Source organism: Allobosea sp. R86505 (assembly GCF_042466375.1).
Taxonomy (GTDB): Bacteria; Pseudomonadota; Alphaproteobacteria; order Rhizobiales; family Beijerinckiaceae; genus Allobosea.
This window is the reverse complement of sequence record NZ_JAXHPY010000001.1, coordinates 1,875,910-1,897,123: the sequence shown is the minus strand read 5'-3', so window position 1 is coordinate 1,897,123 and position 21,214 is coordinate 1,875,910. Positions and strand designations below refer to the sequence as shown.

The 21,214-nt window shown below is 68.0% G+C and carries 22 protein-coding genes; 14 read left to right on the top strand and 8 right to left on the bottom strand.

The features are described 5' to 3' along the window. The first annotated feature begins 28 nt into the window (after positions 1 to 28). The 5 genes from SJY11_RS09075 to SJY11_RS09055 all read left to right on the top strand — a co-directional run bounded on the left by SJY11_RS09075 (position 29) and on the right by SJY11_RS09055 (position 5,667). Complete coding sequence (locus SJY11_RS09075) at positions 29 to 2,659, top strand: hybrid sensor histidine kinase/response regulator (RefSeq protein ID WP_376986261.1); 2,631 nt, start codon at positions 29 to 31, stop codon at positions 2,657 to 2,659. A 41-nt stretch (positions 2,660 to 2,700) separates the two neighbouring features. After that, entirely contained in the window at positions 2,701 to 3,183 is a 483-nt protein-coding gene (locus SJY11_RS09070) for a chemotaxis protein CheW (protein ID WP_326906193.1), read from the top strand. Between the two features lie 30 nt (positions 3,184 to 3,213). Then, complete coding sequence (locus tag SJY11_RS09065) at positions 3,214 to 3,579, top strand: response regulator (protein ID WP_066613758.1); 366 nt, start codon at positions 3,214 to 3,216, stop codon at positions 3,577 to 3,579. 91 nt (positions 3,580 to 3,670) lie between these two features. Then, on the top strand, positions 3,671 to 4,786 hold the full coding sequence (cheB, locus tag SJY11_RS09060) for a chemotaxis-specific protein-glutamate methyltransferase CheB (RefSeq protein WP_376986260.1): 1,116 nt from the start codon (positions 3,671 to 3,673) through the stop codon (positions 4,784 to 4,786). After that, on the top strand, positions 4,783 to 5,667 hold the full coding sequence (locus SJY11_RS09055) for a CheR family methyltransferase (protein ID WP_376986259.1): 885 nt from the start codon (positions 4,783 to 4,785) through the stop codon (positions 5,665 to 5,667). Before cheB ends, SJY11_RS09055 begins: the two co-directional genes overlap by 4 nt. A 160-nt stretch (positions 5,668 to 5,827) precedes the next feature. On the opposite strand, the gene ctrA is transcribed toward SJY11_RS09055, so the two are convergent. Together ctrA and SJY11_RS09045 are read right to left on the bottom strand one after the other, a co-directional pair. Beyond that, positions 5,828 to 6,529, bottom strand: a complete 702-nt coding sequence (gene ctrA, locus SJY11_RS09050; RefSeq protein WP_376986258.1) for a response regulator transcription factor CtrA — start codon at positions 6,527 to 6,529, stop codon at positions 5,828 to 5,830. A gap of 368 nt (positions 6,530 to 6,897) precedes the next feature. Next, a complete protein-coding gene (locus tag SJY11_RS09045) occupies positions 6,898 to 7,122 on the bottom strand; it encodes a hypothetical protein (protein WP_326906056.1) in 225 nt (74 codons plus the stop codon). Between the two features lie 168 nt (positions 7,123 to 7,290). Between SJY11_RS09045 and fliI the strand changes: the two genes are divergently transcribed. Continuing rightward, complete coding sequence (gene fliI, locus SJY11_RS09040; RefSeq protein WP_326906192.1) at positions 7,291 to 8,601, top strand: flagellar protein export ATPase FliI; 1,311 nt, start codon at positions 7,291 to 7,293, stop codon at positions 8,599 to 8,601. Here the strand turns inward: fliI and SJY11_RS09035 are convergent. Continuing rightward, the gene (locus tag SJY11_RS09035; RefSeq protein WP_376986257.1) at positions 8,588 to 9,811 is read right to left on the bottom strand and encodes an MFS transporter; all 1,224 of its coding nucleotides are present in this window, start codon (positions 9,809 to 9,811) and stop codon (positions 8,588 to 8,590) included. The genes fliI and SJY11_RS09035 overlap by 14 nt on opposite strands. A gap of 244 nt (positions 9,812 to 10,055) precedes the next feature. On the opposite strand from SJY11_RS09035, the gene fliJ reads away from it, so the two are divergent. Together fliJ and SJY11_RS09025 are read left to right on the top strand one after the other, a co-directional pair. Beyond that, the gene (gene fliJ, locus SJY11_RS09030) at positions 10,056 to 10,460 is read left to right on the top strand and encodes a flagellar export protein FliJ (RefSeq protein ID WP_069056139.1); all 405 of its coding nucleotides are present in this window, start codon (positions 10,056 to 10,058) and stop codon (positions 10,458 to 10,460) included. A 173-nt stretch (positions 10,461 to 10,633) separates the two neighbouring features. Continuing rightward, positions 10,634 to 10,924: a DUF6719 family protein gene (locus SJY11_RS09025; RefSeq protein ID WP_376986256.1), complete on the top strand. Its 291-nt coding sequence runs from the start codon at positions 10,634 to 10,636 to the stop codon at positions 10,922 to 10,924. A gap of 98 nt (positions 10,925 to 11,022) precedes the next feature. Here the strand turns inward: SJY11_RS09025 and SJY11_RS09020 are convergent, their stop codons facing one another. Then, the gene (locus SJY11_RS09020; protein WP_376986255.1) at positions 11,023 to 11,637 is read right to left on the bottom strand and encodes a GNAT family N-acetyltransferase; all 615 of its coding nucleotides are present in this window, start codon (positions 11,635 to 11,637) and stop codon (positions 11,023 to 11,025) included. A 95-nt stretch (positions 11,638 to 11,732) separates the two neighbouring features. Here SJY11_RS09020 and SJY11_RS09015 point away from each other — a divergent pair, with 95 nt between their 5' ends. The 3 genes from SJY11_RS09015 (at position 11,733) to SJY11_RS09005 (ending at position 13,783) form a co-directional block, all read left to right on the top strand. Further along, complete coding sequence (locus SJY11_RS09015) at positions 11,733 to 12,137, top strand: hypothetical protein (protein WP_376986254.1); 405 nt, start codon at positions 11,733 to 11,735, stop codon at positions 12,135 to 12,137. An 85-nt stretch (positions 12,138 to 12,222) separates the two neighbouring features. Continuing rightward, positions 12,223 to 12,615 (top strand): CopM family metallochaperone, encoded by a 393-nt coding sequence (copM, locus tag SJY11_RS09010; RefSeq protein ID WP_376986253.1) that lies wholly within the window; start codon positions 12,223 to 12,225, stop codon positions 12,613 to 12,615. A gap of 130 nt (positions 12,616 to 12,745) precedes the next feature. Then, positions 12,746 to 13,783, top strand: a complete 1,038-nt coding sequence (locus tag SJY11_RS09005) for a lysylphosphatidylglycerol synthase transmembrane domain-containing protein (protein ID WP_376986252.1) — start codon at positions 12,746 to 12,748, stop codon at positions 13,781 to 13,783. A 58-nt stretch (positions 13,784 to 13,841) separates the two neighbouring features. Here SJY11_RS09005 and SJY11_RS09000 read toward each other — a convergent pair whose 3' ends face one another. Both SJY11_RS09000 and flhA read right to left on the bottom strand, forming a co-directional pair. Beyond that, a complete protein-coding gene (locus SJY11_RS09000; protein ID WP_376986251.1) occupies positions 13,842 to 14,729 on the bottom strand; it encodes a DMT family transporter in 888 nt (295 codons plus the stop codon). An 83-nt stretch (positions 14,730 to 14,812) separates the two neighbouring features. Then, positions 14,813 to 16,894: a flagellar biosynthesis protein FlhA gene (gene flhA, locus SJY11_RS08995; RefSeq protein WP_326906191.1), complete on the bottom strand. Its 2,082-nt coding sequence runs from the start codon at positions 16,892 to 16,894 to the stop codon at positions 14,813 to 14,815. A gap of 278 nt (positions 16,895 to 17,172) precedes the next feature. On the opposite strand from flhA, the gene SJY11_RS08990 reads away from it, so the two are divergent. From SJY11_RS08990 to SJY11_RS08980, 3 genes are all read left to right on the top strand, one after another. Beyond that, positions 17,173 to 17,457: a hypothetical protein gene (locus SJY11_RS08990; RefSeq protein ID WP_376986250.1), complete on the top strand. Its 285-nt coding sequence runs from the start codon at positions 17,173 to 17,175 to the stop codon at positions 17,455 to 17,457. Between the two features lie 58 nt (positions 17,458 to 17,515). Next, positions 17,516 to 18,970, top strand: a complete 1,455-nt coding sequence (locus SJY11_RS08985) for an MFS transporter (RefSeq protein WP_376986249.1) — start codon at positions 17,516 to 17,518, stop codon at positions 18,968 to 18,970. Positions 18,971 to 19,106: 136 nt separating this feature from the next. Continuing rightward, positions 19,107 to 19,424: a hypothetical protein gene (locus tag SJY11_RS08980; RefSeq protein ID WP_376986248.1), complete on the top strand. Its 318-nt coding sequence runs from the start codon at positions 19,107 to 19,109 to the stop codon at positions 19,422 to 19,424. Between the two features lie 29 nt (positions 19,425 to 19,453). Here SJY11_RS08980 and flbD read toward each other — a convergent pair whose 3' ends face one another. Then, positions 19,454 to 20,818 carry a sigma-54-dependent transcriptional regulator FlbD gene (flbD, locus tag SJY11_RS08975; protein WP_376986247.1) on the bottom strand — a complete coding sequence of 455 codons (1,365 nt, stop codon included), beginning with the start codon at positions 20,816 to 20,818 and terminating at the stop codon, positions 19,454 to 19,456. A 44-nt stretch (positions 20,819 to 20,862) separates the two neighbouring features. Continuing rightward, a complete protein-coding gene (fliN, locus tag SJY11_RS08970; protein ID WP_305691305.1) occupies positions 20,863 to 21,213 on the bottom strand; it encodes a flagellar motor switch protein FliN in 351 nt (116 codons plus the stop codon). Between the last annotated feature and the right edge of the window lies 1 nt (position 21,214).

Sequence of the window (21,214 nt, the reverse complement as noted above, 5' to 3'; positions counted from 1 at the left end):
GTTGTCGCGTTGAGTGGTGGTCCCCTGCATGGACGACTTGCTGCAAGAGTTCCTGACCGAGACGGGCGAAAATCTCGACACCGTCGATCGGGAACTCGTGCGCTTCGAGCAGGAGCCCAATAACGGCGATATCCTGCGCAACATCTTCCGGCTGGTTCACACCGTCAAAGGCACCTGCGGCTTCATCGGCCTGCCGCGGCTGGAGGCGCTGACCCACGCCGCTGAAAACCTGATCGGGCAGTTCCGCGACGGCGCCACGGTCAGCGCCATCGCGGTCACGGCCGTTCTCGAGACGATCGACCGGGTCAAGGACATCCTCTCCGAGCTGGCGGAAAAGGGCGAGGAACCCGCCGGCAATGACGAGAACCTGATCCGCGAGCTCGGCATCCTCGCCGATCACGCCCGCTCCGAACTGCTGCGGAAAGCTGCGGCGGAGCCAGGTGCACCCGATCCCGTCGCTGCCTATCTCGCACGCCACTCGGGGCCGAGCGCCCTGCCTCCGGCGGAGGAAGGGCTCGATCTCGTCTTCCGCAGCGCGCCGGGTCCGCAGCGCGGAGCCGACGGGCGCATCGAGCGGGCGGATGCGGCCGCCGCACCCGAGGAGGCCGGCCCGCGCGAGCCACGTCCGACCGGCCCGGCCACGCTGCGCGTCAATGTCGACACCATCGAGCATCTGATGACGATGGTGTCCGAGCTGGTGCTGACACGCAATCAGCTCCTCGAAATCTCGCGCAAGCAGGACGACAACGGCCTGAAAGGCCCGCTCCAGCGCCTGTCGCTGATCACGGCGGAACTGCAGGACGGCGTCATGAAGACGCGGATGCAGCCGATCGGCAACGCCTGGTCGAAACTGCCCCGGATCGTCCGCGATCTCGGTGCCGAACTCGGCAAGCGCATCGAGCTGATCACCGAAGGTGCCGACACCGAACTCGACCGCCAGATCCTCGACCTGATCAAGGACCCTCTGATCCACATGGTGCGCAACTGCGCCGACCATGCGATCGAGCTCCCTGCCGAACGCCGCGCTGCCGGCAAGCCGGAGCAGGGGACGATCCGGCTCGCCGCCTATCACGAGGGCGGTTCGGTGACGATCGCCATCGCCGACGATGGGCGCGGCCTCGACTTCGAGCGCATCCGCAGCCGGGCGATCCGGCAGGGATTGGCCAGCGAGACCGAAATCGAGCGCATGAGCGATGCGCAGATCAGCCGCTTCATCTTCCATCCCGGCTTCTCGACGGCCGACAGCATCACCGCGATCTCGGGCCGGGGTGTCGGGATGGATGTGGTCAAGGTCAATGTGGACGCCGTGGGCGGCCTGATCGACATCATCAGCAAGCCCGGTCTCGGCACGACGATCAAGATCAAGATCCCGTTGACGCTGGCGATCGTCGCCGCGCTGATCGTGGTGGCGGGCGAGCAGCGTTTCGCCATTCCCCAGATCGTGGTCCGCGAGCTCGTGCGCGTCAAATCGGGCGCAGATCATCGCATCGAGAACATCAATGGGGCGCCGATCCTTCGGTTACGCGGACGGCTGCTGCCCGTGATCGCGCTCTCGGCGCTGATGGGCACGGCTGAGCCCTCCTTTGAGGACGGCTTCATCGTCGTCACGCAGATCGGCGAGCGGCAGTTCGGCATCCTCGTCGACGGCGTCTTCCACACCGAGGAAATCGTCGTCAAACCGATGTCGAGCAAGCTGCGGCACATCCCGCTCTTCTCCGGCAACACCATCCTGGGCGACGGCGCCGTCGTGCTGATCGTCGACCCCAACGGCGTCGCTGGCCTCGTCGGCGGCACCGGGGCGGGCGACGCTTTCAGCGTCGAGGCGTCGACCTTCCTCGCCGCCGCCGTCGAAAAGACGACGATGCTCGTTTTCCGGACCGGGGCCGAGGGCGTCCGGGCGGTGTCGCTGTCGCTCGTGACCCGGCTCGAAGAGGTCGATGCCGCGCTGTTCGAGCATGGCAGTGGCCGCACGCTGCTGCATTATCGCAACCGCCTGGTTCCGGTCGTGCCCGTCGGCGAGACGCAGTTGCGCGCCGAGGGGTTGCAGCCGCTCGTCATCATCAGCGAAGGGGACATGACCGTTGCGCTCGCCGTCGACGCGATCGTCGACATCGTCGATGAGGTTCTCGATATCGAGATGGCGGCCGTGCAGGATCGCGGCATCGTCGGCTCGGCCATGATCCGCGGCCGTGCCACCGACATCATCGACCTCGCGCACTATCTGCCGATCCACGAGCGCGGCTGGCGCACGAGCGCCGCCACCCCGGGCAGCCTTTCGACGGCAGCGCAGATCGTCCTCGTCGAACCCTCGAGCTTCCTGCGCGAGATGCTGACCCCGGTCCTGAAGGCCTCCGGCCACCGCGTCGCCTTCGCGGCCGATTTCGCGGCCGCCCATCAGATCATCGCTGCGGGACCGGCCGCCATCCTCCTCGTCGACCTCGACGGGGACATCGACGCGGCCTTCGCCTTTGCCGAAGACGTGCGCGCCGGCGAGCACGGGCATCGCCTGCGCCTGATCGGCATGACCACGCTCGTCACACCCGATCTCCATATGCGCGCCGGCCAGGCCAGGCTCGACGAGGTCGTCGCCAAGTTCGACAGGCGCGCCCTGCTCGCCGAACTGGCCGAGCGGCGGCCCGGCATGAGGGACGCGGCATGACGCTTCATGAGACCAACGCGAGCGACGACAGCGAGCGTCGCATGGTTGCCGAACCCGCGGCGCCAGGCTTCGATTCGCTCGACTACGTCACCGTGATGATCGGCGACCAGATCCTGGGCCTGCCGATCGGACGGGTGCACGACGTCTTCATCACCAACCGCATCACGCTCGTGCCGCGCGCACCCTCCGAGATCATCGGGCTCCTCAATCTGCGCGGTCGGATCGTCACCGCGATCTGCCTGCGCCGGCGGCTGGGCCGCCCGGTCACCCTCAGGCAAGATCGAGAAGGCAAGACGGAGCTGGTGGCCGTCGGCATCGACCATGAGGGCGAGGCCTATGCCCTGATCGTCGATGCCGTGGGAGAGGTGATGCGGCTGGATCAATCGACCTTCGAACCCGTGCCGGTCCATCTCGACCGCGCCTGGGCGGCGTTGGCGACGGGGGTGCACCGCCTGGATGAACGCCTGCTCGTCGTCCTAGACGTCGACGCGCTCCTCGCAATCGAGCTGGATGCCGCGGCCTGACGCGCCTCGGCACCAATCTGGAGATTGATCATGAAATACTGTCTCGTCGTCGACGACTCCGCGGTGATCCGCAAGGTCGCGCGACGCATCCTCGAGGGCCTGCAGTTCCGCATTGCGGAGGCCGAGGACGGCGCGCGCGCGATCGACGCCTGCAAGGGCGAGATGCCCGACGCGGTGCTGCTGGATTGGAACATGCCGATCATGGACGGCTACGACTTCCTGCGAACGCTGCGGCAGATGCCGGGCGGCCGGCGCCCGAAGGTTGTCTTCTGCACGACGGAAAATGACATCGCGCACATCGCGCGCGCCATGCATGCGGGCGCCGACGAATACATCATGAAGCCCTTCGACAAGGAGATCGTCGCCTCCAAGTTCCATCAGGTCGGGCTGCTGTGATCATGCGCACGCCAGCGCCCGACGGTACGCACCGGCCCATGGCCGACGTCGCCGCCGGCGTAGGCGCACCATGCCGGCGGATCTGCGACGCATGACCAGATTGTCCCCTTCCGGCACGGCGGGCGCCCCCAGGCACAAGACGGTGGTCATCGCCGACGACTCCGTGGTGGTCCGGGGCCTGTTCGCGCGCTGGCTCGGGGAAAGCGGCCAGTTTCATCTGGTCGCAGTCGCCGGCGACGGAGAGACCGCCGTGGCACATGCGGGACGCTTCAAGCCCGACGTCATGGTGCTCGATCTCGACATGCCGGGCGTGGACGGCGCCACCGCCCTGCCCCAGATCCTGAAGGAAAGCCCTCATACGGGCGTGCTGCTGGCGACGACGCTCAACGAGCGAAACACCCGCATCGCTCTCGAGTGCATGACCAAGGGCGCGATGGATGTCGTCTCGAAGCCGGACAGCCGCAACGGACTGACGCTCTCGCTGGAGTTCCGCAGCGAATTCCTGCTCAAGCTCGGGAATGTCGCGCAGGCGCGCGCCAAGCCCGGCGCCCTGCCGGTCGACGTCGAACTCGATTTCATCCCCGGCGGAAATGCCGGCCTGCGCCAGCTGGTCTCGGTCGTCCCGCGCTATCTGGTCATCGGCGCCTCGACCGGCGGACCCAGAGCTGTGGCCCGGGTGCTGTTCGACATCGGCGACGCGCTGCATGATCTGACGACGATCGTGGTTCAGCACATGCCGCCGGTGTTCACGGCCTCCTTCGCCGAGCAGATCTCGAGCTATATCGGCATTCCCGCCCGCGAGCCCTTCGATGGCGAGCGGCTTGTGCGCGGCACGATCTATGTCGCGCCCGGCGGCCGGCATCTCGGCATCGATCGACGGCTCGGTCACATCACCGCCAGCATCGACGACGGCCCCCCCGTGCGCTTCTGCCGCCCGGCCGTCGACGTGCTGTTCAACGACGCAGCCCGGCATCTCGGCCCTTCGGCCCTGGGCCTCGTGCTCACCGGAATGGGCGCCGACGGCACCGAGGGCGCCGGGGCCCTGCGCCGTGCCGGCGCGGCGGTCATTGCCCAGGACGAGCAGAGCAGCACGATCTGGGGCATGCCGGGCTCGATCGTCCGGGCACAACACGCCAGCGCGGTCATCGCTCTCGAAGACATCGGAGCGGCAATCCGCGGGCTGGTCCGCACAGGTCAGCCGTCGTGACCGACGCCGATTTCAATTTCCTGCGGCTGCTGCTGCATCTGCGTTCGGGGCTCTCGCTGAGTCCGGAAAAACGCTATCTCGCCGAAAGCCGCCTCGGCATCCTCTGCCGACGCCGCAACATTGCCGACATTGGGACGCTGATCCAGAAGCTGCGGCCGGGCCACGACGCCGCGCTCGAGCACGCCGTCATCGAAGCGATGACGACGAACGAGACGCTGTTCTTTCGCGACCACACGCCGTTTGATCTGTTCCGGGACGTCATCCTGCCCGAACGGATCGCAGCGAACGCCGCGACGCGCAGCCTGCGAATCTGGTGCGCGGCCGTCTCAACCGGCCAGGAAGCCTATTCGTTGGCGATGATCCTCGACGAGATGGCCCCGCGGCTGTCGGGCTGGAAGATCCAGATCGTCGGAACCGATATCTCCGGGGAGGTGCTCGAACGCGCCCGCACCGGCCTCTACAGCCAGTTCGAGATCCAGCGCGGTCTGCCGATCCAGATGCTGCTCAAGCATTTCAACCAGGAGGGCGACCGCTGGCGGATTTCGGAGCGCCTGCGCGCGATGGTGGACCTCAGGCAGCACAACCTGCTCGAGCCCAACAGCCATCTCGGTCAGTTCGACATCATCTTCTGCCGCAACGTCCTGATCTATTTCGACGTGCAGACCAAGGCGCGTGTCCTCGAAGCGCTCGCCCCGCGGCTGGCCCCGCAGGGAGCCCTGTTCCTGGGTGCGGCCGAAACCGTGATCGGAATCTCGACGACGATCCTGCCCGACCGGCAGCATCGCGGCGTCTATCGCGGCCAGAACTGCATCCACGCCCAGCCGGCCGGCATGAGCTTGCCGCGGGAGCCCCTTCGCGCCCTCGCGGGCACCAAATCCTGATCAAGCGAAGCGGACCTCGCGCCGCCTGGACGCCCCAAACAAAAACCCCGCCTCGCGGCGGGGTCCCCGTCAACCTGTCGTGTACATCCGACGATCAGGCTGTCTTCTCGTCTACAGGCGGAACGTGACCGGCGTGTGACGCCGCCGTTCCACCCGGAATTCAGGCCGGGATGCGATCCTCGGCTTCGGACGGCTCGCGCAGCACATAGCCGCGGCCCCAGACCGTCTCGATGTAGTTCTTGCCGTCGGACGCGTTGGCGAGCTTCTTGCGCAGCTTGCAGATGAACACGTCGATGATCTTGAGTTCGGGCTCGTCCATGCCGCCATAGAGATGGTTGAGGAACATCTCCTTGGTCAGCGTCGTGCCCTTGCGGAGCGAGAGCAGCTCCAGCATCTGGTATTCCTTGCCCGTCAGATGGACGCGGGCGGCATCGACCTCGACCGTCTTGGTGTCGAGATTGACGACCAGGTCGCCGGTCGTGATGACCGACTGGGCGTGGCCCTTCGAGCGGCGGACGATGGCGTGGATGCGGGCGACCAGCTCGTCCTTGTGGAAGGGCTTGGTCAGGTAGTCGTCGGCGCCGAAGCCCAGGCCCTTCACCTTGTCCTCGATGCCGGCGAGGCCCGACAGGATCAGGATCGGCGTCTTGACCTTCGCCACGCGCAAGCTGCGGAGAACCTCGTAGCCGGACATGTCGGGCAGGTTGAGGTTGAGCAGGATGATGTCGTAATCATAGAGCTTGCCGAGATCGACGCCCTCTTCGCCGAGATCCGTCGTATAGACGTTGAAGCTCTCGGATTTGAGCATCAGCTCGATCGACTGGGCGGTCGCGCTATCGTCCTCGATCAGCAGAACCCGCATGTCCACGTCCCCAATTTCGCCCGCAGGCAAGCCGATCGTTCCGCCCGAACCCGAACGGCCCTGAGCGAGAAGGCGCTTGCCCGATGAAACGCCACGCGACACGCTACGGGCACAATGGTTAACAAACCGTGATTCCCGTGCGCAAGCGGTTCCTGGGTGAAGGGCGACGATCCTTGTCGGAGTGAGTCGAATTTGACACGGATCGTTTCGCTATTCGCCCGCGAAATGCGCTTTCGCGGAGACGGCCTCGTGGAACCGGGACGAAAGACCCCTGCACCGCGACGCAGCCTCGAAAGACAGTGTTAATCACTCGGCTTAATGAAGGGTAAACGCGGCCGCTCGCTTGCAGCCTTTCACCCGGGGCCGTCTCAGGAGGAGCGGTCCTGCAGATACAGGCCCGCAAGATAGCCCGAGCCCAGCGCCAGCAGATTCCCGGCGAAGATGAAGAAGCTGAAGATGTCGACGTCGCTGAAGATCACCCAGCTCGCAAAAAGCAGCAGGATCGCCAGGATCAGCATGATCGCGCGGTATACGGCATCATACATGAGCCCGGCGCCCACGCCGAGGGTGAACAGCGCCAGTGCGAGGATCATCGAACGGTCCCGTTTCAGACCGCTCCGGCCTAGGCGTCCGCCCCTTTCCGCCCTGTTCTCTGTCCACAGACAATCCGATTCAAATTGGCGCCATCTCCGGGCCGCCGCCCGACGGGCGACGGCCGCAGGGAGGCCGTCATGAATAGCCCCGCCCAGGGTCACGATCGCCTGTCGGGCCTCGCCGCCACGATCGCAGGGCTCGACCCCGTCACGGTCTATGGCCGCGTCATCGCGGTGCGCGGCCTGCTGGTCGAGATCGCCGGCCCGATCGGGGCGATGAGCCTCGGCGGGCGCATCGGCATCGAGATCGCGCCCGGCAGCCGCGTCCCCTGCGAGGTCATCGGCTTCTCCGGCGACAAGGCGCTGGTCATGCCCTATGGCGGGCTCGACGGGGTGCGCCGCGGCTGCCCGGCCTATATCGACAAGGCGGCGCCCGGCCTGAAGCCGACGCCGGCCTGGCTCGGCCGCGTCGTCGACGCGCTCGGCCGCCCTGTCGATGGCGGCCCGCCTCTGCCGCAGGGCGAGGCGCTCTACACCTTCCGCAACGACCCGCCGCCGGCCCATTCGCGCCGCCGCGTCGGCCGCCCGCTCGATCTCGGCGTGCGCGCGCTCAACGCCTTCCTGACCTGCTGCCTCGGCCAGCGCATGGGCATCTTCGCCGGTTCCGGCGTCGGCAAGTCGGTGCTGCTGTCGATGCTGGCGCGCTATGCCCGCGCCGACGTCAACGTCATCGGCCTCGTCGGCGAGCGCGGCCGCGAGGTCCAGGAGTTCCTCCAGGACGATCTCGGCCCCGAGGGCCTGGCGCGCTCGGTGGTCGTCGTCGCCACATCCGACGAGCCGGCGCTGATGCGCAAGCAGGCCGCCCTGACCACGTTGACCATCGCCGAATATTTCCGCGACCAGGGCCTGCAGGTCATGTGCCTGATGGATTCAGTCACGCGTTTCGCCATGGCGATGCGCGAGATCGGCCTGGCGGCCGGCGAGCCGCCGACCACCAAGGGCTATACGCCGACCGTCTTCGCCGAACTGCCGCGCCTGCTCGAGCGGGCCGGCCCCGGCGTCGGCGACGGCGCCATCACCGGCCTCTTCACCGTCCTCGTCGATGGCGGCGACCATGACGAGCCCGTCGCCGACGCGGTGCGCGGCATCCTCGACGGGCATATCGTGATGGAGCGCTCCATCGCCGAGCGCGGCCGCTTCCCGGCGATCAACGTGCTGAAATCGGTCTCGCGCACCATGCCGCGCTCCTGCGATCCGGCCTTCTACCCGGTCGTGCAGAAGGCGCGCGCGACGCTCGCGACCTATGCCGACATGGAGGAACTGATCCGGCTTGGCGCCTACCGGCAGGGCGCCTCCCCCGAAGTCGACGAGGCGATCCGCCTCAACCCCGCGCTGGAGGCCTTCCTGAAACAGGCCAAGGACGAGGCCACCCCGCTGCCGGAATGCTATGCCCGCCTCGCCGCGATCATGAACGGCTGAGGTCGCGGCCCTGCGCCAGCAGGCGCAACAGCGCGACCATCGCGACGACCGCAAACAGCTGGATCACGGCGGCGCCGATCAAGGCGAGGTCGCGCCCGAACTGCGCGATCATCGCCGCGAAGAGCAGCGGCGCGGCGGCGAAGGCGAGATTCTGCGGCACGGTCAGCCGGCCCATCAGGCCGCCGAAGCCGTCGCGGCCGAACAATGCGAGCGGCAGCGTCGCCCGCGCGACCGAGATCACGCCCATCGCCGCGCTGAAGCTGACGACGAAGACGGTGGCGGCGAGCGCCGTCCCCGGCGCAATCACCAGCACCAGGCAGGCGAGCGGCCCGAGCACCAGCCCCGCCAGCGCCGTCCACTCGACCGGCAGCCGGTCGCCGAGCGTCGCGTCGACGAGCCGCGCCAGCAGCGTCGCCGGCCCGCTCAGCGCCGCGATGCCGACGGCCTCCGTCGGCCCGATGCCGGCATCGCGCAACAGGTCGATCAGATGCAGCGGCAGCCCCCAGGAGACCAGCCCGCTCGCCGAGAACACGACCGCCACCAGCCAGAAGGCGGCGCGGCGATGCGCGGGCGGCAGCCGCTCCTCGTCCCGCTCCGCCGCCGGCGCCCCCGCCGGGGACGCCACGCCGGAGGGGCGCTTGCGCGGAACCGCGAGATAGATCGGCAGCACGATGACGATCTGCAGCGCGGCGAAGATCAGACAGGTCGTGCGCCAGCCCCCCTGCGCCACGAGCCAGGCCGTCAGCGGCCAGAACAGGGCCGAGGAGAGGCCCGTCGCCAGCATCATCAGCCCGATCACCCGGCGCGCTCGCGCTCCCATCAGCTGCGCGATGGTGACGCCGCCGACATTGGCCAGCGACAGGGCATGCCCGATGCCGATCACCACCCAGGCGGCGAGATAGCTCACCGGCCCCTGCGCGAGGCCGAGCAGGACGAGCCCGAGTGCACATGCCAGCGCGCCGCAGCCCATCGCCCCGCGCGTGCCCGCGCGGTCGAGATGGCGGCCGACCGCCGGCGCCAGCGCCGCGCCCGTCAGCAGCAGCAGCGTGATCCCGCCGAAAACGAAGGTCACGTCGAGCGAAAGATCACGCTGGATGTCGCGCGCCAGCACCGAGAGCGCATAGAAGGTCGAGCCCCAGCCGATGATCCGCGTGACGACGAGGCCGGCAATCAGCGGGCCGTGCTCGGGAAGGCGCGGAAAGGCGGGCAAGGCGGGCAATCCCGGAGGCAGGCGGCGGGGCGCGGGAGCGGCCCGGACACCCCGCTACTAGCCCCTGCCGCCGTCATGCGTCAGCAGCGGCCACGCGACCGCGCCATGCAGCGAATGCGAGGCTTTCCGGTAAGGAACGGTCAACCTCCTTGCGCCATTGTCCTTTTCGTCTCGCGGCCAGGAGTTCCGGGCACGCGCCGAGGGGTCGGCGTTGGCCCATGCGTGATCAGGAGTTGGAAACGACATGAAGTCGCGAGACACATTGCTGCGTCTCAAGCGCTTCCAGGTGGACGAAAAGCGTCGCCGGGTAAGCCAGATCGAGATGATGATCGCGGATTTTCACCGCATGGCGAGCGATCTGGACCGCGAGATCCAGAGCGAGGAATCCCGGGCCGGCATCTCCGACCCCGCCCATTTCGCCTATCCGACCTATGCCAAGGCGGCGCTGGGCCGCCGCGACAATCTCCGCCAGTCCGCCGACAACCTGAAGGGTCAGCTCGAGGAGGCCAAGGCCGAACTCCAGGAGGCCTTCGAGGACATGAAGAAGGTCGAAATCCTCGACGACCGCGAGAAGGCGACCGAGCGCGCCGCCGAAGCCGCCCGCGACCAGGCGATGATGGACTCGATCGGCCTGCGCCCGAGGGCGTGAATGGCGGGTTGAGGTTGTGGATTTGAAAGGCCCGCCGGGATGTCCGGCGGGCTTTTTCCGTTCGTCCGGCCCAGAGCGGGCGAGAGACGAACTAGGGCAGCCATCCGCTGACGAAGCGTAATCCGCCACGAGGCGCATGCGTCCCATGTCGCAGCCTGATCTGTTTCACCCTCATGGAGAATGTTAGCCTGGGATCTGCGAGGGGAGACGGCAAAATGGCCAATGATCGGGTTGCAGGGATCGCCGTTTCGCTGGTCCTGCTCGCTGCCCCTGCTGCGGCCCAGCAGATTTTTTCTCAGGAGCCTGCCAAGGGGCAGATCCGTGCGGGACAGAAGGTACTCGTCGACAACGGCCGATGCCCGCGTGGCCACCTTCTTGAAGTCACCGGAGGCACAAATCCGGGGCTCAGGGGCAGGCATGGGCAGTCGACAGAACGGTCGCGGCGCTGCATCCCGCGGACATAGCCAGCGAGAAGCCAGCGTCGGGTTAGCAGAACGGGTTGGCTACCGACGTCAGCGGCGCGCGTCCCGCGTCGTTCCGCTGCGCCACCATTGTGAAGGCCCTACCCGATCACCGGATGATGCGGCGCGCAATCCCGGCGCATCTGCCCCTTGAGCCGCGGATCGTCATCGATCTCCACCCCCCGCTTGAACACCGAAAACCCCGAGCGCTGGTAGAATTCCGGCGCAGCGGGGTGGTCGAGCGTGCAGGTGTGGACCCAGAAGCGGGCGATCGGCTTGCCCCAGGCCAGCGCCAGCGCCCGGTTCATCAGCCAGCGCCCGGCGCCCTGGCCGAGCACCGCCTCGTCGAGGCCGAAGAAGGCGAGTTCCGCCTCGCCCGCCACCCGGAAGTCCAGTTCGAGCAGGCCCTGATCGGCGCCCTCGCGGCGGACCATGTAGGTTTCGACATTCGCGTCGCCGAGGATCGCCGCGACCTCGGCCCGTGGCTTGACCAGCCGGCTGAACCACATCCAGCGCTCGCCCAGCCGCCGGTACATGGCGAGATAGCGGTCGAGTTCGTCGGCGCCGATGCGCTCCAGCGCAAATCCCTCCAGCCCCGGCGGGTCGGGCCGCTCGGGCGGCCGCGCCCGCATCTCCAGCGAGGTGACGATGGCGGCGATCTTGCCGGGCGGCAGGTCGGTGGTGCCGGTGAGGCTGATGGTCAGGGTCTGGGTCATGTCGGCCTGGTCGGTGAAGCGGCATTCGGCGGCCGGCCGGATTCGGCTGGCGCCCTGCCCCGATCATGACATGATCGGGGCGGAGACATCACCTCATGACGAAGCGGCATCAGCGGGCAGGGACGGGCGGGCGCGGCCTCGCGCTGGCGCGGCTCGCGGTTGCGCTCGCGATCATGCTGCTCGCCGTGCTGCCCCATGCGACGCTGGCGGCGGGCCATGCGATGCCCGCGACCGGCCACGCCCGGCCGCACCCTGCCGCCGCCGCGGAGCCGACGCCCTGCCATGGGGAGGCCGGCCATCACGACACCGCGCCGGCCGCGCCCGGGCAGGCCATGCCCTCCTGCTGCATCCTCGGCTGCGGGCTCCTGGCCCAGGCTCCTGCCCTGCCCATGGCCAGCGATCCGGCCGGCTGGCGCAGTCTCGCCCCCGTGACGGTGGCCGCGAAACCGGAGCGGACGCCCGAACCGGCGGAACGCCCGCCGCGACGCAACCCGGCCTGAATCCTTCCGCCCTTTTTCGTTTCCAGGGAGCCGCGCGCCCGGCCAGCGCGCCGCCGCGGCCTCCCGTCTTCATCCAGGACCAGCCATGACAGGTTCCGTTTCCACCCGCCTCGCCCTCGGGCTCGTCGCCGCGCTCGCGCTCGGCGGCACCGCCCTCGCCCAGCAGCATCACGGCCACGGCTCCCATGCCGGCCACGGCGCGCCCGCCACGAAGGCGGGCGACAGCGCCGCCGTCGCTGCCTACAAGGCCGCCAATGCGAAGATGCACAAGGACATGGACATCGCCTTCAGCGGTGATGTCGACGCCGATTTCGTGCGCGGCATGATCCCGCATCACCAGGGCGCGATCGACATGGCCAGGGTCATCCTCGCCCATGGCAAGGACCCCGCCCTGAAGAAGCTCGCGACCGGCATCATCGCCGAACAGGAGAAGGAGATCGCGATGATGCGCGACTGGCTGAAGGCCAACGGCAAATAGCGAGCGACGAGGCGGCAGGCGGCGGCGACGCCGCTTGCCCTTCCCCCGGCCCGCTGGCACACAGGCTGCACCGACGGCTCTGCGCCGCCCGTCTCGCCTCGTCCCACGCCCCTCGCAGCCCGCGGGTCTCATGAAACGCTATCTCGATTATCTGTGGCCGCTGATCGGGCTCGTCGCGGTCGTCTGGTCCGTCGACCTGCTCTGGGACAAGCTCAAGACCGAGGCCGGGACCGATGCCGCCATCGAGGCGCTGCTGGCGCAGGGCGGCTTCTGGGACAATCTGGGCATCGTCGCCGGCCGCATCGGCCAGAAGATCGCTGTGATCCCCACCGAGGCCTTCTTTCACGCCGCGCTCGCCACCCTCGTCGCCTATGCGGCGCTCGCCTGGTACGACCGCATCGCCCTGCTGCATCTGGGCAAGGAGAAGGGCATCTCCTGGCTCTACATCTCCGTCTGTTCCTTCGTCACCTACGCGCTCTCGCACAACATCGGCGCCTCGGTGTTTTCCGGCGGCATGGTGCGCTTTCGCGCCTACACCGCCAAGGGCCTCACCGTCGGCGAGGTCGCGGTGCTCGTCGCGCTGTGCTCCTTCACCTTCGCCTTCGGGACGATCCTGCTGATGGGCCTCGTCCTGCTCTACGAGCCCGAGATCCTGCGCCCGCTCGGGCGGCTGTCGCCCTGGTTCGCGATCGGCGACAACGGCGCAAGGCTGATCGGCGTCGCCATGCTCGGCTTCGTCGCGCTCTACACCATCGGCTCCTGGCTGAAGTTCAGGCCGTTCCGGCTGGGCAAGCTCGAGATCATCTATCCGCGCTTGCCGATCGTCTTCCGGCAATATCTCGCCGCCCCGATCGAGCTCGCCGGCGCCGCCGGCATCATCTATTTCGCGCTGCCCGAGCAGGGCAATCCGGGCTTCATGATCGTGCTCGGCGCCTTCCTGCTCTCCTTCTCGGCCGGGCTGCTCAGCCAGGTGCCGGGCGGGGTCGGCGTGATGGAGGCGGTGTTCCTGGCGGTGATGCCGGGCATGCCGGCACCGGCCGTCTTCGCCGCGCTGCTGGTCTGGCGGATGTTCTACCTGATCATCCCGCTGGTGATCTCGCTGCCGGTCGTGCTGGCCTTCGAGCGTGCCCAGCTCAAGCGCAACACCCGGATCGCCCCGCCGCCATAGCATCGGCCCGAAAGGCGGCAACCGGTTTTCAGGGGAGGCCGATGCGCGAGAAAGCCTGTCAGCGCCGCAGCGCGATCGCGGCGGCGGCGAACATCAGCACCGCGCCGACCCCTTCCGCCCAGCCGAAGGGTTCGTCCAGCACGACGATGCCGGCCGCGACCGCGATCACCGGGCTGACGAAGGCATAGAGCCCGGCGCGGAACGCGCCCCAGTCGCGCAGAAGCCGCAGATAGACTGTGTACCCCACCAGCGATCCGGCGACGATGATGAAGCCCAGCGCCTGCGCCGTCGGCCACGACACCAGCGCCGCGAGGTGGCCCAGCGTCACCGGCTCGATCAGCAGCGACAGTGCCACCAGCCCCACCGCCCCGATGGTCGATTGCCAGCCCGCCAGCGCCAATGTCGGGATCGATGGTGCGATCGCCCGCGTCAGCACGGCGCCAGTGCAATAGGACAGCGTCCCGAGTGCGACCGAGGCAAGCCCCCAGAGTTCGAGGGGATCGCGTGCCGCCTTATTGAGGCCTTCCGCCGCCCGCGTCCAGAACAGGAAGCAGAGACCGAAGAGCCCGAGGCCGACGGCGAGGACCTGCCGGCCCGTGATGCGCGTGCCCTCGACCAACCGGCTCGCCAGCAGCGACCAGATCGGGATCGAAGAGAGGTTCACGATGGCGGCGAGCCCCGACGGGGCATGGGCCGTGCCCCAGAATACGAGGGCGTAGCAGGCGGTGTTCACCAGCATCGCCGTGCCCAGGAGGCGCCACCGGGCGTCGGCAGGCACGCGCAGGGCATCGCGCCCGGCCCAGAGCAGCAGCAAGGGGCCGGCGATGACGAAGCGGGCGGCGGCGAAAAAGATCGGCGGCACATGCTCCGCCGCGATTTTCACCGGCAGAAAGGTGAGCCCCCAGACGAGGCACATGGCGGCGAAGAACAGGGCGTTTCGGGACATCAGGCCGGCTTAGCCACGGCCCGCGGGGCTGACCATTGCGCCACCGGCATCGGCGCCCCGTGGAAACGGACGGCGGCGCCCGCTCAGACCGTGCCGACCGTCTTCAGCCGGACGCGCGGGTGGATCTCGGCTTGCGACAGCACCGGCGTCTCGCGGCGGAAGCGCTCGATGATCTGGCGCACGAAGGGCCGGGCCATGCCGGAGGTGACGAGCGCCGGCATCTCGCCCATGCGGGCCGCATCCTCGAACTTGTCGCGCACCTGGTGGACGAACTCCTGCAGGCGCGAGGGCTGCATGGCGAGATGGCGCTCCTCGCCCTGGCCGATGATGGATTCGGCGAAGACGCTCTCCCAGGCCGGCGAGAGCGTGATGATCGGCAGATGGCCCTGGGGGTTCGAGAACTGGGCACAGATCTGGCGGGCGAGGCGCATGCGGACATGCTCGGCGATGTCGCGCGGGTTCTTCAGCCCGCCGGCCGCCTCGGCGATGCCCTCGACGATGGTGGCGAGGTCGCGGATCGAGATGCGCTCGGAGAGCAGGATCTGCAGCACGCGCTGGATGCCCGTCGTCGAGATCTGGCTCGGCACGATTTCCTTGAGCAGGTCGGCATGGTCCTTCGGCAGCTCGCGCAGCAGCTTCTGGACCTCGCCATGCGAGAGCAACTCCGGCATGTGCGACTTCAGCACCTCGGTCAGATGCGTCGAGATCACGGTTGCCGCGTCCACCACCGTGTAGCCGCGCAGCTGCGCCTCGTCCTGTAGCGCACCGTCGATCCAGGTCGCCGGCAGGCCGAAGGTCGGCTCCAGCACATTGTGGCCGGGCAGGTTCACGCTGCCGCCCATCGGGTCCATCGCCATGTACTGGCCGGCATAGACGAGGCCGTGCCCGGCATCGATCTCCTTGATCTTGATGTAGTAGTGGTTCGCCTCGAGCTGGACGTTGTCGACGATGCGCACTGCCGGCATGACGAAGCCGAGCTCGGCGGCGAGCTGGCGGCGCAGCGCGCGGACCTGGTCGGTCAGCCGGTCCTGTCCGCCGGCCGAATTGACCAGCGGCAGCAGGCCGTAGCCGATCTCGATCTTCAGTTCGTCGAGCTTGAGCAGATCGTTGAGGGTCTCCTCCTTCGGCGTCCCGTCGGCCTGCAGCGGCGAGGCCGCCTCGGCCGCCTCGGCGACTTCGGTCTCCTTGGCCTTGGCCAGCCGCCCGAAATGGCGCGCGAGCCAGGCCGAGCCGAGAGCCAGCGCCATGAAGGGCAGCATCGGGATGCCGGGCAGGACGGCGATCAGCGCCATCACCGCCGCCGACATGCCGAGCGCCTTCGGATAGCCCGAGAGCTGCTTGCCGAGCGCCTTGTCGGCCGCGCCGCGCACGCCGGATTTCGAGACGAGCAGGCCCGCCGCCGTCGAGACGATCAGAGCCGGGATCTGGCTGACGAGGCCGTCGCCGACCGTCAGCTGGGTGTAGTTGCGGGCCGCGTCGCCGAAGCTCATGCCCTGCTGCGCGACGCCGATGATGATGCCGCCGAGGACATTGATGAAGGTGATCAGCAGGCCGGCGATGGCGTCGCCGCGCACGAACTTCGAGGCGCCGTCCATAGAGCCGAAGAAGTTCGCCTCGTCCTCCAGCGCCTTGCGCCGGGTCTTGGCGACCTCCTGGTCGATCAGCCCCGCCGAGAGATCGGCATCGATCGCCATCTGCTTGCCAGGCATCGCGTCGAGCGCGAAACGGGCCGCGACCTCCGCGATGCGGCCCGAGCCCTTCGTGATGACGACGAAATTGACGATGATCAGGATGGTGAAGACGATCACCCCGATCACGAAATTGCCGCCCATCACGAAGTTGCCGAAGGCCTCGATGACATGGCCGGCAGCGGCGCCGCCCTCATGGCCATGGGCCAGGATCAGCCGTGTCGAGGCGAGGTTCAGCGACAGCCTGAGCATCGTGACGATCAGCAGGACGGTCGGGAAAGCCGAGAACTCCAGCGGCTCCTCGATGAACAGCGCCGTCATCAGCACGAGCACCGACAGGATGATCGAAAGCGCCAGCAGCAGATCGAGCAGCACCCCCGGCAGCGGGAAGATGAGCACCACCAGGATGCCCATGACGCCAATCGCCAGGAACAGGTCCGGACGATTGAGGAGCTTCCCCATCGCCCCGCGGCTCATGTCGAAGCCGCCGCCTCCGCCTGCCGTCACATCGGTCATCGACCAGCCTGCTCCCAGCGCGGACGCCCACGCACAACCCGGCAATTCTTGCCGGGCTTATGGTGAACGAGTGGTTAAGGCGCGCAAAGAAACTCGTCCCGGAACCCTTTCCTGAACAGACCGTTAGTGAAGGGCCGCGTTGTGGCCCCATTCGGCTCGCCCACTCGGAACGGGGTGGATGGACTGGTCTGATCGACCACAGATACTGGAGACTGACTTTGGATAGACGTTCATTCGTGATGAGCCTTTTCGGTGGCCTGGCTGCCGCGAGCCTGGGTGGCATTGCCCTCTCCCATGCGGCGGGGCCGGAAGTCCCGGCGACGGCGGGCGACCTCGATGCCGCCATGAAGGCAGGGCTGGACAAGGCCGATGCGGACTTCAGCCAGGTGGTCGTTCGTGAACGCGTCGTCCGCCGTCGCGGTCCCTATCGGCGCCCGGTCGTGCGCGAGCGTGTCATCTTGAGGCGCCGTCCGCGGCGCTACCGCCGCCCGGTCGTGATCCGGCGCCGCGTCATCGTGCGCTGAGGCATCGGGGCGACGGCTCGCGCCGTCGCCCTTCTTGCATCCGGAGGAAGCCGCCGGCATGACCTCGCCAGCCCCGCTCCCGAGACAGTCCGACACGCCCACGCTGGCGACCCGAATCCCGGCAAGGCTGGACCGCCTGCCCTGGTCGCCTTTCCATACGCTCGTGGTGGTGGCGCTCGGCGTCACCTGGATCCTCGACGGGCTGGAGGTGACGCTCGCCGGCTCCGTCGCGGGAGCGCTGAAGGAAAGCCCGGCGCTGCGCTTCACCAACACCGAGATCGGGATGGCCGGCGCCGCCTACATCGCCGGAGCGGTCCTGGGAGCCCTGTTCTTCGGCTGGCTGACCGACCGGCTCGGCCGCAAAAAGCTCTTCACGATCACGGTGCTGGTCTATCTCGCGGCGACGGCGGCGACGGCCTTCTCCTGGAATTTCTGGAGCTTCATCATCTTCCGGTTCTTCACCGGCATGGGCATCGGCGGCGAGTACACCGCGATCAATTCGACCATCCAGGAACTGGTCCCGGCCCGGGTGCGCGGCTGGGTCGACCTCGTCATCAACGGCTCCTTCTGGATCGGTGCGGCGCTCGGCGCGATCGGCGCCATCGTCCTGCTCAACCCCGCCGTGATCGATCCCGAGATCGGCTGGCGGCTGGCCTTTTTCATCGGCTCGGCGCTGGGCCTGATCATCCTCGTGCTGCGACAGTGGATCCCCGAAAGTCCGCGCTGGCTCATCGGCCATGGCCGCGTCGACGAGGCCGAGGCCATCGTTGCGGCGATCGAGGCTCGCGCGGGTGTGACGCACCAGCCGCAGGAAGATCTCGCGGTGACCCATCTGCGGCCGCGACGCGTGACGCCGCTGCGCGAGGTCTTCAATGTGCTCTTCATGGTCCACCGGCAGCGGTCGCTCGTCGGCCTGGCGCTGATGGTGTCGCAGGCCTTCTTCTACAACGCGATTTTCTTCACCTACGCCCTCATCCTGACGGACTTCTACCAAGTCCCGGCCCAGGCGATCGGCTGGTTCATCCTGCCCTTCGCCGCCGGCAACTTCCTCGGTCCGCTGATCCTCGGGCGCCTCTTCGACACCGTGGGGCGCCGCATCATGATCGCAACGACCTATGCGCTCTCGGGCGTTCTGCTGACGGGAACGGGCTATCTGTTCTGGCAGGACCTGCTGACCGCACAGCAGCTCACCCTGTGCTGGAGCGTCGTGTTCTTCTTCGCCTCGGCCGCGGCGAGCTCGGCCTATCTGACGGTGAGCGAGACCTTCCCCGTCGAGATGCGGGCGCTGGCCATCGCCGCCTTCTATGCCGTTGGGACCGGTGCCGGCGGCGTCGCGGGCCCCTGGCTGTTCGGCGTCCTCATCGACACCGGTTCGCGGGCCAGCGTCTTCGGCGGCTATCTGTTCGGGGCCGTCCTGATGATCGCGGCCGCCGTCGTCGCCGCCCGCTACGCGATCAGGGCCGAACGCCAGCCGCTCGAACGCGTGGCCCGTCCGCTCAACGCCGTCGATTGAGGGCCGACGAACGTTCGGACGGATCGACGGCTTTCATCCCAAACGGAACAAACATCATTCGAATGCATTATCCCAAACCGCCGCTTTGGCCCTAGGATGACGGGGATGATGTGGTGAGCAACTCTCGGAGGATGTCGTGGACAGACGTTCGTTTCTGGTGACACTGATCGGCGGCATCGCCGCCGCGAGCCTCGGCGGCATGGCCGTCGCGGAGGCAGCGCAGCCCAAGGCAGCGCCCGCTCCCGGCCCGGCCACAGCTCCCGAAAGCGAGGCGGTCACGGCCGAGATGGCCGACGCGCTGGACAAGAGCGAGGCCGATTTCAGCCAGTACTATTACTACCGCCGCCGCCCCCGTTATGTTGCGCGGCCGCGCTATTACCGCCGTCCCCCGGTCTATTATCGCCCGCGGGCCTATTACCGGCCGCGCCCGTACTATCGCCGCCGCTACTGGTAGGACGCCGCCTCCCGGACCGGGCGCGTCGTTCACACAGCGTTGACGCGCGCCTGGCCGGGTTCGGCGACGGCGATGCCCGCCGAGGTGTATTCGCTGAGCTTGTTGCGCAGCGTGCGGATCGAGATTCCCAGGATCTTGGCCGCATGCGTCCGGTTGCCCAGGCAATGGTCGAGCGTGTCGAGGATCAGCTCGCGCTCGACATCGGCGACCGTGTGGCCGACGAGCGAGCGGGTGACGGCCTCCGCCGTCTGCGCGGCGCGCGCCGCGCTGTCACGCCCTGACGCGGGGCCCAGCGTCTCGCCCTCCGGAGTTAGCACGGCCTCGGCACCGATCTCGCCGCCCTGCGCCAGCAGCACTGCGCGGTGGATCGTGTTCTCCAGTTCGCGGACGTTGCCGCGCCAGCCGTTGGACAACAGCAGCCTGCGCGCATCGGCGGCGATCGGTCGGACAGGCACGCCGTTGAGTTCTGCATATTTCCGGGCAAAGTGATCGGCCAGGGCGAGGATGTCGCCCGGCCGCTCGCGCAGCGCCGGCAGTCGCAGATGCACGACGTTGAGGCGGTAGAACAGGTCTTCCCGGAACGAGCCCTCGCGCACGGCATCGCCGAGATTGCGGTTCGAGGTGGCGATGATTCGCAGATCGACCTTGACCGGCGTCGTGCCGCCTACGCGGTCGATCATCCGTTCCTGCAGCGCGCGAAGCAGCTTGGCCTGGAGCCGGACATCCATCTCCGAAATTTCGTCGAGCAGCAGCGTGCCGCCATTGGCCTCCTCGAACTTGCCGATGCGGCGCGCGATCGCGCCGGTGAAGGCACCCTTCTCATGGCCGAACAGCTCGGATTCCAGCAGGTTGTCGGGGATCGCCGCGCAGTTGACTGCGACGAAGGGCTTGTCCTTGCGCAGCGACTTCTGGTGCAGGTGACGCGCGATCACCTCTTTGCCGGTGCCGCTCTCCCCGGTCACGAGCACCGGCGCATCCGAGCGTGCGACCTGGGCCGCGAGTTGCACCACGCGCTCCATCGCCGGATCCTTCCAGATCAGGCTCGACTGGTCGGCGGCAACGGCTTCCAGCACGGCCGCGATCAGCTCGGGATCGGGCGGCAGCGGCACGTATTCGCGCGCGCCGGCCTGGATCGCCGCGACGGCGGCCCGGGCATCTGTCGAGGTGCCGCAGGCCACGATCGGGGTGCGGATGCGTTCGGCCTCCAGCGCGGCGACGAACTGCGCCACCGGCAGCGTGACCTCGACCATCAACAGATCCGCGCCCTTGGCGCGCAGCACCGCCAGCGTTTGCTCGAGCCCCTCCGTATGGGTGACGTTGGCGCCGTGCGCGATCGCGATCTTGGCAGCCGCGATGAGTTGTCCCTTGAGACCGCCGGCAATGATGAGGCGCATGGCTCAGGCCCTTTTGCGTGGAGATTTGGCGAGCAGACCGGCCATTACCGGTCCGCCTTGATGATCTCGGTCATGGTCACGCCGAGGCGATCCTCGACGACCACGACCTCGCCGCGCGCGACGAGGCGTTCGTTGACGAAGATGTCGATCGCCTCGCCGACGCGCCGGTCGAGTTCGAGAACGGCGCCGGGCACGATCTGGAGCAGATCGCCGATCGCGATCTTGGACGACCCCAGCACGGCCGAGACGTTGACCGGCACGTCGAAGACCTGCTCGAGGTCCTCGGCCGTCTTGACCGGGATCGGCCCCGACCGCGCCACCGAAGCGTCGTTGTTGTCGAAGGACAGGTCCGCCGGGTTCAGCGGCGGCAGCTTGAGGTCGTTGTCGGCGCTCATC